General features: G+C 49.3%; 13 protein-coding genes. 7 read left to right on the forward strand and 6 right to left on the reverse strand.

Features of this window, described 5'->3' with window-relative positions; translation table 11 throughout:
- Positions 1 to 12: 12 nt before the first annotated feature.
- Complete coding sequence (gene sucC / locus EDC32_RS10550) at positions 13 to 1,173, reverse strand: ADP-forming succinate--CoA ligase subunit beta (RefSeq protein ID WP_102993850.1); 1,161 nt, start codon at positions 1,171 to 1,173, stop codon at positions 13 to 15.
- Positions 1,174 to 1,424: 251 nt separating this feature from the next.
- Complete coding sequence (locus EDC32_RS16755; protein WP_259435586.1) at positions 1,425 to 1,556, reverse strand: hypothetical protein; 132 nt, start codon at positions 1,554 to 1,556, stop codon at positions 1,425 to 1,427.
- 237 nt (positions 1,557 to 1,793) lie between these two features.
- Between EDC32_RS16755 and EDC32_RS10555 the strand changes: the two genes are divergently transcribed.
- Positions 1,794 to 2,264: a cupredoxin domain-containing protein gene (locus tag EDC32_RS10555; RefSeq protein ID WP_132222097.1), complete on the forward strand. Its 471-nt coding sequence runs from the start codon at positions 1,794 to 1,796 to the stop codon at positions 2,262 to 2,264.
- Between the two features lie 56 nt (positions 2,265 to 2,320).
- Here EDC32_RS10555 and EDC32_RS10560 read toward each other — a convergent pair whose 3' ends face one another.
- Positions 2,321 to 3,265, reverse strand: coding sequence for a tyrosinase family protein (locus EDC32_RS10560; protein WP_132222099.1), 945 nt, complete (start codon positions 3,263 to 3,265; stop codon positions 2,321 to 2,323).
- Between the two features lie 307 nt (positions 3,266 to 3,572).
- Between EDC32_RS10560 and EDC32_RS10565 the strand changes: the two genes are divergently transcribed.
- Positions 3,573 to 3,995, forward strand: a complete 423-nt coding sequence (locus tag EDC32_RS10565) for a hypothetical protein (RefSeq protein WP_132222101.1) — start codon at positions 3,573 to 3,575, stop codon at positions 3,993 to 3,995.
- Between the two features lie 202 nt (positions 3,996 to 4,197).
- Here the strand turns inward: EDC32_RS10565 and EDC32_RS10570 are convergent, their stop codons facing one another.
- Positions 4,198 to 5,745 (reverse strand): long-chain-fatty-acid--CoA ligase, encoded by a 1,548-nt coding sequence (locus EDC32_RS10570; protein ID WP_132222103.1) that lies wholly within the window; start codon positions 5,743 to 5,745, stop codon positions 4,198 to 4,200.
- Between the two features lie 223 nt (positions 5,746 to 5,968).
- Here EDC32_RS10570 and EDC32_RS10575 point away from each other — a divergent pair, with 223 nt between their 5' ends.
- Entirely contained in the window at positions 5,969 to 6,193 is a 225-nt protein-coding gene (locus EDC32_RS10575) for a hypothetical protein (protein WP_132222105.1), read from the forward strand.
- A 102-nt stretch (positions 6,194 to 6,295) separates the two neighbouring features.
- Here the strand turns inward: EDC32_RS10575 and EDC32_RS16760 are convergent, their stop codons facing one another.
- Positions 6,296 to 6,430: a hypothetical protein gene (locus EDC32_RS16760; RefSeq protein ID WP_259435589.1), complete on the reverse strand. Its 135-nt coding sequence runs from the start codon at positions 6,428 to 6,430 to the stop codon at positions 6,296 to 6,298.
- Positions 6,431 to 6,552: 122 nt separating this feature from the next.
- Here EDC32_RS16760 and EDC32_RS10585 point away from each other — a divergent pair, with 122 nt between their 5' ends.
- The 4 genes from EDC32_RS10585 to EDC32_RS10600 all read left to right on the forward strand — a co-directional run bounded on the left by EDC32_RS10585 (position 6,553) and on the right by EDC32_RS10600 (position 11,693).
- Entirely contained in the window at positions 6,553 to 6,939 is a 387-nt protein-coding gene (locus EDC32_RS10585; protein WP_132222109.1) for a hypothetical protein, read from the forward strand.
- A 20-nt stretch (positions 6,940 to 6,959) separates the two neighbouring features.
- Complete coding sequence (locus EDC32_RS10590; protein WP_054095706.1) at positions 6,960 to 7,175, forward strand: hypothetical protein; 216 nt, start codon at positions 6,960 to 6,962, stop codon at positions 7,173 to 7,175.
- A 78-nt stretch (positions 7,176 to 7,253) separates the two neighbouring features.
- The gene (locus EDC32_RS10595) at positions 7,254 to 7,466 is read left to right on the forward strand and encodes a hypothetical protein (RefSeq protein ID WP_132222111.1); all 213 of its coding nucleotides are present in this window, start codon (positions 7,254 to 7,256) and stop codon (positions 7,464 to 7,466) included.
- A 159-nt stretch (positions 7,467 to 7,625) separates the two neighbouring features.
- A complete protein-coding gene (locus EDC32_RS10600) occupies positions 7,626 to 11,693 on the forward strand; it encodes a WIAG-tail domain (RefSeq protein WP_132222113.1) in 4,068 nt (1,355 codons plus the stop codon).
- 48 nt (positions 11,694 to 11,741) lie between these two features.
- Here the strand turns inward: EDC32_RS10600 and EDC32_RS10605 are convergent, their stop codons facing one another.
- The gene (locus EDC32_RS10605; RefSeq protein WP_425460171.1) at positions 11,742 to 13,259 is read right to left on the reverse strand and encodes a coproporphyrinogen III oxidase; all 1,518 of its coding nucleotides are present in this window, start codon (positions 13,257 to 13,259) and stop codon (positions 11,742 to 11,744) included.
- Between the last annotated feature and the right edge of the window lie 138 nt (positions 13,260 to 13,397).

Raw genomic sequence — 13,397 nt, forward strand, 5'->3', positions numbered from 1 at the left:
CCCTATATTTCCTTATTTCACCAGTTCCACAATTTTCTTCGCGCCGTCTTCCATGGAGTCAGCCGCCACAATATCCAGTCCGGACTCATTCAAGATCTTCTTGCCCAATTCAACATTGGTGCCCTCCAAGCGGACTACCAACGGGCGGTCCAAGCCGATTTGTTTCGCCGCGCCAACTACGCCGTTAGCGATGACGTCGCACTTCATAATTCCACCGAAAATATTGACGAAAATGCCTTTTACATTGGGGTCGGACAAAATGATCTTAAACGCTTCGCGCACTTTATCTTCGGTAGCGCCGCCGCCCACATCCAAGAAGTTGGCCGGTTCGCCGCCGACATGTTTGATGATATCCATGGTGGCCATGGCCAAGCCCGCACCATTAACCATGCAACCGATGTTGCCATCGAGCGCGATATAACTGAGATCGTATTTCGACGCTTCAATCTCTTTTGGATCTTCCTCATCCAAGTCGCGCATTTCCAAAATATCTTTGTGGCGGAAGAGCGCATTGGAGTCAAAATTCAATTTGGCGTCAAGCGCCATCACACGGCCGTCCGTGGTGGTGATGAGCGGGTTGATTTCCGCCAAGGAGCAATCATTCTCCACGAATGCTTGGTACAGAGCGAGCATAAATTTAACGGCTTGCTTGATTTTGTCTTTGGGGATATTGATGCTATAAGCCAAGCGGGTTGCTTGGAACGGCATCATACCTACAGCCGGATCAATCACTTCTTTGAAGATTTTTTCCGGGGTTTTTTCAGCCACTTCCTCAATTTCGGTGCCACCTTCTTCCGACGCCATCATCACGACGCGGTGGGTGGAGCGGTCAATTACCACGCCCACATAGTATTCCTTCTCAATCGGCAAACCTTCTTCAATCAGCAGACGCTTAACTTCTTTCCCTTCTGGGCCGGTTTGGTGCGTCACCAGTTTCTTACCGATCAATTCCGTAGCGTGCGCTTTCACTTCATCCAAGCTGCGCGCCAATTTGACACCGCCTGCTTTGCCCCGGCCACCAGCATGAATTTGAGCTTTAACCACCCACAGGTCTCCACCCAGGCGCTCTGCCGCTTCTACTGCCTCTTCCGGAGAGAAAGCAACATGGCCGTTCGGAACCACAACACCATATTTTTTCAGGATTTGCTTTCCTTGATACTCATGAACGTTCATTCCCGGATCCTCCAATCCATGGTCAATCATGGGCAAACGCGTCTCCATTCTATGTATCAGCACCCAGATTTCCTTGAATCCCCTTACAAAAAGGTGATCCCGAAATCGGGCTGAAAAAACTTCACCCGTTTAACCCATCTTGAAGTATAGCTCACACGTGTTTTTTTGCCAACCGCCGCTCTATTACGACAGCTCCAACCCCATCATAAAAAGAGAGGATTTCCAGCCAGAAACCCCCTCTTTCAACAAAATTACATCATCAATTGCACCGCGGTCGCTACAACAAAAATTCCCAAAAACAGAGCCGTAGCGACACCGGCGGAAACCATAAAATCAATAAATTCATTGTCTTGGTGGCTGGTATCTACGAACTTCTTTTCCATGACGTAACCTCCTTCACCATTCCACTATGTAGAGAATGGGCACATCTCGAACAATGGGAAAGAAGATTGAGCGTCGTCCCTCCCGCTTATCCCACCTGTCATTATAGCAAAAAACACAACATTTGCGAGTGGCAGAAACATGCCTCTGTGTTATTTCCCCGAACAAAAAGGGGTTATCATCCATAAGAAGGAATTATTAGGAAACCCTGGGTGCCGGCTCAGGATAGTGAGGTGAAAATGATGGACACATCAACCCGTTGGCTCGTTCTTTCTATTGCAGGGGGGCTGATCCTCCTTGGCATCGCCTTGTTTCGCCCCGATTTTCTTTTTTATCAGGATTCCCCGGCTTCGGGCAAATCAACCGCCCGCGCCAATGCAAAGCAAGTTACGCGTGATATTCACGTGTTCACGGTGGAGCACGAAGCCAACCACGGTGGCAAAGAAGTGGAAGTGTATCGGTTTGACCCCGGGTTCATTACGGTGGTCAAAGGGGATAAAATCCGCTTACACATCCATGGATTCCATGGGAAAAAGCATCATGTCTCTATCCCCTCTTTCCAGGTGAACAGCGAGGTGGCCAAAGGGGAAGTGACCACGGTTGAGTTCATCCCTGACAAAGTGGGCACGTTTGAAATCATTTGCCATGACCATTTGAGTGCGCAACATGAAGGACCGATGATCGGCTACATTACTGTCGTGCCATCTTAACCACAAAAAGCCAAAATGTCGCGCTCGGTTGAGCGTGGACATTTTGGCTTTTTCCTCTATTGATAGCGATACCCCAATTTCTCCATATCCAACACCATCGCCGGCGTCACTTTCCGTCCCATGGACTTCCAAGGCTCCATCGCATCATGCAGGTTGTGGCCGCGCGGCCCGCGCTCCCCATTCATCCCCGCCGGTTGATATTTTTCTTTAGGATGGTTTGCTTGCCAAATAGCCCACAAACGGTCAATCATGGCGTGATGCAACCAAAAAATCGGATCATTGGGCGCACTCATCCAGGCCATGGACCCTCGCGCAGCCCCGCCGATCCAACGATGGACGATGTTGTGGATGTTCCCTTTCCCGTACCATCCCTCCAAGCGGTTGCAAAAGCTGGGTCGGACAGCTGGACTATCAGGTCTTAGCAAATTCAGCTTTGCTCGCCACGGGGGAACATAATATGGCGTTTCACGCAAGCAACTCTTTACTTCTGCGGCAGTGGGAAGGGAAATCGAACGCCCTCCCAAACCCACTCCCAATTGCCGACGCAAATAAGGCAACCGCGGTTCACCATATTCAAACAAGATCAACTTCCACCGCGGATAAGCAAATGGCCCCGTGGTCACGCGATAGTTTAACCGCGGGTCTCCAGTTCCTCCCATAAAATCGTCCGTCCACGGCCCCCGCGGATCATCCAAGCGTCGTTGTGCAGTCCAATCCCAATACGGAATGCTCACAGATGGGTCAATCTCTTGTAAATCCTTTTCCAACTGGTACAGCAAATAGCGGTGCCATGGGAGAAACGCCGGCCCGCTGTGTGCCCATCCCGGGTAAACAGCCGTCATGTTTTCCATCGACTTCAAATGGATATACACATAATCATCATACCGGCCCCATCTTGGGGAAATGCGGCCCGGTTTTTGCTTTAAGATTAACAAAGCCCGGACAAACCTGCGCTTTTCCTGTTTGCTCATATCTGCTACATTTTTGCGAATGGTGGTCATCGCTCATCCCATCCTTCAGTTTCGTTATCATATGGTATGAGCAGTTGGGCGAAACAGTGCATTCCCACTTACTGGGATTATTTGTTTGTTATACAAACTTGTCTATGTAATAGATAATTCGGCGGCGACTCGTTCCCTTTTGCTATAATGGCATTGATTGAAACCCATCGTAATGAAGGAGGAAGATCATGTCTTGCCATTTATGAACAGATCTCCACATAATGACTCAGTTGGTACAGGTTCGGTTCCAACCCCCGGTCCATCAAGCCGAGTTTCCCAACAAGAATTTCTCCATGGAGGAACGCGTATGAATATCCGCTTTCAAACACCGCACCAATATGTGTTCATTCATCGCCATGTGAAGCACCTCTTGCTTCTGTGGAAAAAGGAACACAAACGAGATTTATACATTGTCGATGACGAAACCGAGTCCTCTCTGGTTTTGCGATATCCAGGCGACACCTATGCCGAAATGGTTCTACAAGAAGTGGAACCGATTTTTTTTCAGCGCTTGGAAACCGATGAAGAAGCCTTTCTCGCCATCCTGGCGGCGACCCTTGATTATGGCGGACGGTTGATGGCCATGTATGTCCATCCGGAACGGCCGCAATCCGATGTTTACTTTTTTGAGGTGCGGGATGAACAGATCGAGGAAATCGATGACGATGAATACCCCCGTATCATCCAAGCATTCATGGAGGAATATCCCGACTCGTTCGCCCAAGCGTAACTTTTGACAAGAAGATGCGTGAGATCCAGGGTATGTCTGGTGAAAGGGGCAGATCATTTGCTTCATGCGTGATGAGGATTAACCGGAATTTTTCTGCCGCTCTCTCCACGAACTGAACTTAATACATATACACCGGAGACAACGAATTTGTAATAAAAAATGGATCGCATGGCCGAGTAGGCTGTGCGATCCGCCGTCAGGTTCAGTCAGCCGGTTGGCTATACTGCTCCCGCAAAAGGCGTTTTAATATTTTCCCCGCTGCACTCTTGGGCAACTCTTCGACGAACGTCAAGCTTTTGGGCACTTTGAAACCAGCCAACCGCTCGCGGCAGAAATCCAACAATGTCTGCTCATCCACTTCCTGGTCCGCACGTTTGACCACCAACGCCTTCACCGCTTCCACCCAATCGGGGTCGGGTACCCCGATCACCGCCACTTCCAACACGGCCGGATGCTGGTAAAGCACCTGCTCTACCTCTATTGAGTAAACATTCTCCCCACCGGTTACGATCATATCCTTTTTACGGTCGACGACATAGAGGTAATGCTGTTCATCCCGATAAACCATATCTCCTGTATGATACCAACCATCCCTCAGCACAAGAGCCGTTTCTTCCGGTCTGTTCCAATACCCTTTCATCACATTGGGCCCGCGCACAATTAACTCCCCGACTTCTCCCACTCCAACTTCGCCACCGTGGTCATTGATGATTTTTGCCTCTACTCCCGTTACAACTTGCCCACATGAAGCAAGACGTTCCTCCACCTGATGATCTTCCGGCGGCAATGCCGTCACCACTGGTGCGGCTTCCGACATTCCGTATGCATGCGTGAATGAAAGATGCGGCCACACTTCCCGCGCTTTCTTCAACACTTCCACCGGCATTGCCGAACCGCCATAGATCAATTGTCGCAACGAAGAGCAATTGCGCTTTTCCACATCTGGGTGATTGATCAGGCGGTTGACCATGGTAGGAACCAGTAACGCCGAAGTCGGCTGAGCCTGCTCCACCCAATCTAAGAACAGATCAGGCTGAAAAGTACGAAGGATATGGTGTGTTCCTCCGACCAAAGTTAAAGCAAACGTGCAAGCTCCGTCAGCGAGATGGAACATAGGCGCCGCGTGGACATAACGGGTAAAGCGGTCAAAGCGAAACGTGAGCGCCGCATGGTAAGCGTTGCTCACCAAATTGCGATGCGTCAGCATCACCCCTTTGGATCGCCCGGTCGTGCCCCCTGTGTAAAAGATTCCCGCCACATCATCTTCTATCACTTCACCATAAGCGAGGGGCTGAGGGGAATACGGCCGCAGCAACTCTTCATAATCGATCATAAACCCGATCTTCTCTTCCTTTCGCTCTCCTTCAACTCTCACAAACAAACGCACTGACAGGACACGCATCACCATCCCGGCAACGATGGGAGAGAATTCCTGATGAAAAAAGAGAGCTTTCGGACTGGAATCGCGCAACTGCTCAACAATTTCCGCTGCCGTCAACCGATAATTGAGCGGAACGGCTATCGCTCCGATCGCAGTGACCGCATAAAATAATTCTAGATAACGAAAATCATTGAACATGAGAATCGCCACCCGATCCCCTTTCTCGATTCCTTCTTGCTTCAATGCTTGCTGCAACCGGCTGACTCTATCAGAAAACGCACGATAGGTGTGGGCGACTTTGCCGTCCACAACCGCCAATCGATCAGAAAAGTTTTGTGCAGAACGAAGCAATCCTTTGGTTAAAATCATCTGCACACCTCCATCTCGCTTAAACGTATGTCCTGATTAAATTATATCACAATATTCTAATAATTTTACTTTTTACCTTCTGCTTCTAAGTTTATTTCTGCCAAACATCACGCTATCAAGATAGTAAACTATTTTTCAAAACTCAATCACCATTCCGTAAACAAAGAATATATTGTATTAACATTAGAAATTGATAGCACAGCCATCAGGGAGGTGCCAGCAATTGACATCAGATAAGAAAACCTCGGATCAGGTCACCGTCGGTCTGGAGAAAATGATTAAATTAAAAGTTTACGATCTGTTGCTCAACAGTTTGGAAAATGACAAAGTTCCCGCTAAGTTACAACAATTGATGGCTTTGGCGGAAATCATAAAACCCGGTACAAAAGATGCAGTGAAGCAAGCACTGCGAAAGGAGAAGTTGAAATCAACAAAGAGAAAGGAGTGAAAGAGCGATGGAAGTCTACAAGCTAGTCTACGTTTCAAGCTGCCGCCGCAAAAAACGCAAAAGACCCTTGCTTTGCAGGCGTTGTCGATGGTTTCTCCTGCATTACGGCGCACTTCCCTTTGAAACCCGCCGGCGTCGCCGACGACGGCGTAAACTGTCCCGGCCAGCAACTTCTACCTCCAGCAATGTAAACAACTCAGCCAACATCGGGGCGGTAAGCGGACTAATCAACATCATTGTTCAGGTTCCTGTCAACACCGGCGATGCAACCACCTTAAACAACAGCGATCAAAACTCAACAACCAATGCCCTCTAACTCATCCCCAATCACGTTTCTCAGCCTTGAAAGGAGGTGAAACATGATGAGCAACCATTCCTACACCCCGGAACAATTGGAGACGATCCGTTCCTTAATCGAAGAAGCAAACAGCAAACTCCCAGCAGCGCAACAATTAAAAGCACAACAAATTTCTGACTTGATCACGTTCATTCTCGGGCTTCCCGTTCAAGCTATCACCGCGGTGGCAGGTGTCGTCACAGGCGCGACTGGCATCCTGACTGGCGTCGTCGGCAGCTTGCTGGGTATCCTCGAACAGCTGATTGGCTTAATCACCGGCGGTGGGGCAGTTAATGGTGCAGCCGCTTCCATTCTGCAACAAGTTGCCCCCAACCTGGTGAATATCATCGAAAAGCAAATTCCGACCCCGCCGCAAGGGCAAAATGATTCAAATCCTGAACAAAAATAATTAAAAAGGAGTGAAAGACAATGGGTTGCTGCAGAAAAAAGAACTGTCTGATCGTCATTAAAAAACACAGACGTCGTCGCGCTGTGGGTGGCGCAAGAGCAAGGGTGAACAACGTGGCGCGCACGGGTGCACAAAGCGCCGGATTGATCAACCTGAACGTTCAAGTGCCGATCAACCTGGGAGATGCACAAGCATTCAACAGAAGCTCCGGAAACTCCGTCTCCAACTTGCTGTAACGTCATTCAGCATAGGGGGGAACTCCTCCCCCCGTACATATCCAATTCCCCCATCCAACTGAAAGGAGGTGAATCCGAATGGGTTGCCCAAAAAAACACTGTGTGGTGTTTATTCAACCGAAAAGACGCCGTCGCGCAGTCAGCAGCACCAGAGCACGGGTGAGCAACGTGGCACGCACAGGCGCGCAAAGCGCGGGCCTCGCCAACGTCAACATCCAAGTACCGATCAACTTGGGTGATGCGCAAGCATTCAACAGAAGCTCCGAAAACTCCGTCTCCACCGTGCTGTAACAGGGGCAAACGCGCCCCTTTTTTTGTTTGACGCCGACTGGGCGAATCACTCCCTTTTCCTTACCTTTTATCAAAATACAGGATGACATGCTCCATTCACAAGGTTAGTGAATATACCTATCAAAGAGTTGCAATGGCCTAGGGAAAGGGGTTAGAAAATTGAAGAAGAAAAAGATCATTCCGTCATCTAAAAAGAAAACGAAAAAAGATCCGTTAGCGGATGAAAGGGTTCTGGATGAGCTGTGGCTACTTGACAATGAAACACCTAATTTCAAGAAAAAATGGACCTATACCGCTTCACATAACCAACCCGCGCCATCGGAGGCACCCCCGTCAAACGAACCGGCGGTAAGCCAAACCGATACCGAAACGCCCCCTGCCAAAACGGTATCTGAAGTGAGAAAAGCCCGGAACCCCCACGGAATCAATGAAGCGTTCATCTATACCGACGACTTGACCGACGGGGCGGTCACCGCTGAGAAAATCGCCAATCAATCGCTGGACGGGAAAAAAATCAAAAACGGCGCCATCCGGGCAGAACATCTGGATCACGAAGCGGTAACAGAGCCCAAACTGGCCGCTGAAGCGGTGACATCGGCCAAAATCGCCAAAAAAACGATCAAAGAATACCACCTGGATGATGACATTATCGGCAGCGACAAAATCAAAAGGGAAACGATTCTTGCCAAACACATCAGGGAAAATGAGATTCCCGGAAGCAAATTGTCTGATCGCAGCATCGGCGAAACCAAATTGAAAGACCATTCCGTCCTTGGCAAACATTTGGCGATCGGCCACATCCAAAACGAGCACTTAGCTGATCAAGCGATATGCGGCAATAAAATAAAAAACGGTTCGATCCACACCAACCATTTGGCAAATGGCATCATCAACAGTGCCAAGCTGGCTGATGACTCGGTTTCCGCCGACAAGGTCCAAAAAGGGGCCATCACCAAAGACAAATTGGCCAATGAATCCATTACCAGCGAAAAAATCATCTCCTCCGCCATCCATGGCCGCCATCTGGTCGATCGGGCAATTGAATCCCGGCATCTGCAAGACCACATGATCACGGAAGAAAAACTGGCCGCCGCATCTATTCACAGCCATCATTTGCAACATCATATCATCGAAGGCATTCATTTGTCCCCCCATGTGATCAAAGAAGAACACATCGCTGAGCATGCCGTCACCGGGAATAAGATCGCGCCCGGCAGCATCCGCTCCGCTTCTATTCAAGAGCAAGCCATCCAGTCCAAGCATTTGGCTCCAAACATCATCGGAGAAGGGCACATTCAAGAGCAATGCATCGGCAAAACGCACATCAAAGATGCGAGCATCAGCGAACAACACATTGCCAATAATTCCATCTCTGGTTCCAAGCTGGTTGACCATTCTATTACAACGGCCAAATTGGCACCCGAATCGATCTCCGCAGAAAAAATCATCGATTATTGCATTTCAACAAACAAACTGGCTGACCATGCGATCACAGCTAACAAAATCGCCTCGCGAAACATTAACAGCTCACATCTGGATGATAAAGTGATTCTCAGCCAACACATCGATCATGATCAAATCAAAACAGAACACCTGATGAACGAATCCGTCACCGCCCGCAAATTGGCCGATGCGGCAGTGGAAAGCCAGCATATCGCACCACAAGCTGTCACTGGCGATCATCTTGCCCCTGATTCGGTGAGCAACGAACATCTGGCCGAATTTTCCGTGACTGCAACCAACATTGCGCCGCAAGCGATACGGTCAGAACATCTATCGGAACAAATCGTGCGCAGCTCCCATATCCTAAACGGTCAGATCGGAGAACAACACATTAAGGCCAACGCCGTCACTGCGGAGAAAATCGCACCACAATCCATCTATGGAGAACATTTAACTCCCCAAGCAATCAACGGTTCCCATCTCCAAGCGGACCAGATCGAAACGGGGCATTTGCGCGAGCAAGCAGTTACTGCAAATAAAATCGCACCGCAGTCCATTCGTGAGGAACATTTGGCTCCTCGAGTGATCAGTGGTTCCCATCTCCAAGCGGATCAGATCGATACTGAGCATTTGCGCGAGCAAGCAGTTACTGCGAAAAAAATTGCGCCACAGTCCATCCACGGAGAACATCTGACCTCCCAAGCGATCAGCGGTACACATCTCCAAGCGAATCAGATCGAGACCGGACATTTGCGCGATGAAGCGGTCACTGCAAGAAAAATTGCGCCGCAATCCATCTACGGGGAACATGTTGCTCCTCGAGCAATCAGAGGTTCCCATCTTCAAACGAAGCAGATCGAAACCGAGCATTTGCACGATGAAGCCGTCACTGGAGAAAAAATCGCGCCACAATCCATTAACGAAGAACACTTGACTCCTGAAGCGATTAATGGGTCCCATCTGCAAAAGGAACAAATCGAAACCGGGCATTTGCACGATCAAGCCGTCACAGCAGGGAAAATTGCACCGCACGCTGTGCAAAGCGAACACATCAAGCCAGCATCGGTGTTGTCTCCCCATATCGAAGAACAACAAATTCACGCCGCGCATCTCGCGCAAGGGGCCGTGTTGACGGATCACCTTGGCCAAGGGGCAGTAACCGGCGACAAAATCTCTCCCAACGCCATCTACGCCGAACACCTGTCAGAACAATGCATCCACTCCTCTCATCTGGCTGATGAGCAAATTCACGGCCATCATCTGCAGAAAGAATGTATCGCATCTGAACATCTGTCCCAACAAGCAATTCAATCCCAACATCTGGGTGAATCGGTCGTATTGGCCGACCATATCGCACCATCGCAAATCCACTCCGCCCATCTGGCTGAACAGGCTATCCAAACCGAGCATCTGACAGCTGCAAGTGTTAGCACCGAGCACATCCAAAAACAGAGCATCCAATCCCCCCATCTGGTCCCCGGACTGATCTTCGCCGAACATTTGGCAGAAAAAGCCGTGACCGAAGAAAAAATTGGAGACCAGGCTGTATCCAAAGACAAAATCAAAGATCAAACCATCACCAAGGACAAAATCAGAGACCAAGCCATAACAAAAGAAAAAATCAGAGATTTGGCAGTGACAGAAGACAAAATCAGAGATTTCGCAGTGACGGAAGACAAAATTCGCCATCAAGCGGTGGCTACCGAAAAAATCAAAGATGCGGCAATCACAACGGAAAAGTTGCAGGATCAAGCGGTATCCACTGAAAAAATCAAAGATGGCGCCGTCACCACGGTAAAGTTACAAGATCAAGCGATTACTACCGACAAAATCGTTGATCTAGCGGTCACGGAAGATAAAATCGGTTCGCAAGCGGTCACAACCGACAAGATCAAGGATTTGACCATTACAGAAGATAAAATCAAGGACTTTGCCGTGACGGAAGACAAAATCAAGGACTTCTCCATCACCGAAGACAAAATAGTGGATCGCGCCATCACTGGGGAAAAACTGGCTGATGGCTCCATCGGATTGGAGAAGTTGAATTTCCAACCACTCCTAGCTGGACAACAACCTGTACAAACATCCGGAATTGCCGCCTTCCAGCTTCCAGCGCATGCTGATCATACGTTCGTCACCGTTTCAGTGGCTCAACCTATGGGCGCCTACATCGTGGTCGCGATGACGAATCATCCCGGCTGTTTCGCCTCTCTGCACCACTGTGATGAGCAGGAGTTTACCATCCGCATCCAACGGATGAGGGAAGAACCACAAGTGATCAGCGGAACGTTCTTCTGGATCGCTTCACAATTGGATCAAGCCATGTCACCATTGCAATTCCCAATCAAAAGCGCCGAGGAGGCGGAAGTCGAGCAACTGAATCAAGAAGCCGAAGTTAATATCGTGCTTCCCATAGAGAAAGAGACGGCCACAGAGGCGGATATCCAGCAGGAAACAGAGCACCCGACCGCACCGACACCTTTGGCCGAAGCAGACATTTCAATCGAGGAGAAGACCTCAGCCGATGAGGAAACCGAGGAAACCTTGGCCGCAGCAGAAGTTTTAACTGAAGCAAAACCCTTGACCGAAGCGGAAACCTTGACCGCAGCAGAAACCTTATCCAAAGAGGAAAACTTGACCGATATGGATGCATCAGTGGAGCCGCTCGCCTGCTCAGCCGCCCATGCTAATCATGAATCCAACGACTATGTTGAAGTGAAAAGCACGGAAGAATTCGTTCATGGCGATGAAGCACAGGAGCCGGCAAATGTCGATAGAGAGTGAATGCAAAACACCCCGTGCACCAACCTGCACACGGGGTGTTTCGTCGTTTCATCCTTTATTCAGCGCAAACCCATATGTTTCATCCAACAGTTTCAATTTTTCCTCGATATGGCGTTGATACGTGTCAATATAGGCTTTGGGCTCCTTAGGGTTGGGCAATCGCTTGATTTTACCATCCCCTGGCGACACCAACTTGCTCACTGCCCCGCAACCAAGCCCGATAATGGTTTGGCGCTCTTCCATGATAATGATGTTGTACAAGCTTTCCAAACCAGGGAAAGCGTAACCCACATTCTCCTGATTGCCGAGAATGTTTTTTTGCCGGTACAGATAATAAGGAACATAGCCCATTCCTGCAGCCCAATCTCGTGCCATCCGCACCATTTCCCCTGTTTCATCCCGGTCGGCGACACGATATTTCTCTTTGTTTTGGGTCATGACTGAACCACGTTTAAACGAGAGGGTATGCACTGTCAACGATTCAGGACGCAACTCGGCCATCATATCTAGCGTCTCCTGAAAGTTGTCCAATCCCTCATTGGGCAAACCGATAATCAAATCCATGTTGATGTTGGTCAAGCCCATCTCACGCGCCAACTGGTACTTTTCCAGTGTTTCTTTTACTGTATGGTGGCGGCCGATCAGCTTCAAGGTTTCTTCTTTAAAACTTTGCGGATTAATACTGATCCGATCCACATTCCACCGCTTCATCAAGTCCAATTTCTCCGGATTAAGGGTGTCGGGCCGCCCTGCTTCAACAGTCAGTTCTCGAACCTGGTCAAAGGAGGGAACCGACCGCTTTAGCGCCATGAACAATTCATCCATCTGCTTCGCAGTGATCGAAGTCGGCGTTCCACCACCGAAGTAAATGGTCGTCACTGGCAAGCCCCGTTTTTCCAGCCAGGCGCCTATTTGCGCAATTTCTTCATGCAAACCCTGCAAAAATCCTTCTACCGAACCGTTACGCCCTTGAATGGCATAAGCCGGGAACGTACAATACGCGCATTTGGTTGGGCAAAAAGGAATGCCAATATACAAACTCACTTCTTTGTCCAATTCATACAGGTCAGGCAAGACGGTCAGCTGACGGGCAACGATCTCCGTCAAGATGTCTGTTTTCTCCTGATGGATCAAATAATCGGTCTGCAACACATTCACTGCTCGCTCCACGCTCAACCCGTCAAGCAACATCGAATGCAACAGCTTGGTGGGCCTTACGCCTGTTAGGATTCCCCACGGTTGCCGCACTCCTGTGGCTTCTTCCAATACTTGCAACAAGACATAGTTGACCGCTTGTTTCACCTTTTTGCGGTACGCCTTCCCCTCCAAGGCCCCGTTCACATCGCGCCGGTGTTCTGCTTGCCAAGTCTCTCCGCTCGCCACGTCCCGCATAAGGGCCCGGGCATGCACCGGATTGCTTTCATACACGGTGAAATGCAGTTGCATTTGTGCATCTGCTTCATTCTCTACTAACGACACTTCTTCAAAAAATAACTGTGCAATCAACTCTATATCACGATAAAAGGCTTTATCGAGCCCTTGAATCCAAAACGTTCTCATCATCATGCCGTGTGAAACACACGTTCCCCCTTTTATGTGTGCGATTCCTTTGTCCAGTCTAGCCGATTCGCTTTCTTAAATCAATCAATCGTTGGTTTGTCAAGGACGAAAAAAGACCCGATTGTAAGGTTTAGCCAGTATGTG

The organism is Laceyella sacchari (assembly GCF_004343255.1).
In the GTDB taxonomy this organism is placed as follows: Bacteria; Bacillota; Bacilli; order Thermoactinomycetales; family Thermoactinomycetaceae; genus Laceyella; species Laceyella sacchari.

Excerpts from the sequence above, each read along its gene's own strand:
- sucC (WP_102993850.1), bottom strand. The coding sequence starts at position 1,173 with ATGAACGTTCATGAGTATCAAGGAAAGCAAATCCTGAAAAAATATGGT.
- EDC32_RS16755 (WP_259435586.1), bottom strand. The coding sequence starts at position 1,556 with ATGGAAAAGAAGTTCGTAGATACCAGCCACCAAGACAATGAATTTATT.
- EDC32_RS10555 (WP_132222097.1), top strand. The coding sequence starts at position 1,794 with ATGATGGACACATCAACCCGTTGGCTCGTTCTTTCTATTGCAGGGGGG.
- EDC32_RS10560 (WP_132222099.1), bottom strand. The coding sequence starts at position 3,265 with ATGACCACCATTCGCAAAAATGTAGCAGATATGAGCAAACAGGAAAAG.
- EDC32_RS10565 (WP_132222101.1), top strand. The coding sequence starts at position 3,573 with ATGAATATCCGCTTTCAAACACCGCACCAATATGTGTTCATTCATCGC.
- EDC32_RS10570 (WP_132222103.1), bottom strand. The coding sequence starts at position 5,745 with ATGATTTTAACCAAAGGATTGCTTCGTTCTGCACAAAACTTTTCTGAT.
- EDC32_RS16760 (WP_259435589.1), bottom strand. The coding sequence starts at position 6,430 with ATGATGTTGATTAGTCCGCTTACCGCCCCGATGTTGGCTGAGTTGTTT.
- EDC32_RS10585 (WP_132222109.1), top strand. The coding sequence starts at position 6,553 with ATGATGAGCAACCATTCCTACACCCCGGAACAATTGGAGACGATCCGT.
- EDC32_RS10590 (WP_054095706.1), top strand. The coding sequence starts at position 6,960 with ATGGGTTGCTGCAGAAAAAAGAACTGTCTGATCGTCATTAAAAAACAC.
- EDC32_RS10595 (WP_132222111.1), top strand. The coding sequence starts at position 7,254 with ATGGGTTGCCCAAAAAAACACTGTGTGGTGTTTATTCAACCGAAAAGA.
- EDC32_RS10605 (WP_425460171.1), bottom strand. The coding sequence starts at position 13,259 with ATGATGATGAGAACGTTTTGGATTCAAGGGCTCGATAAAGCCTTTTAT.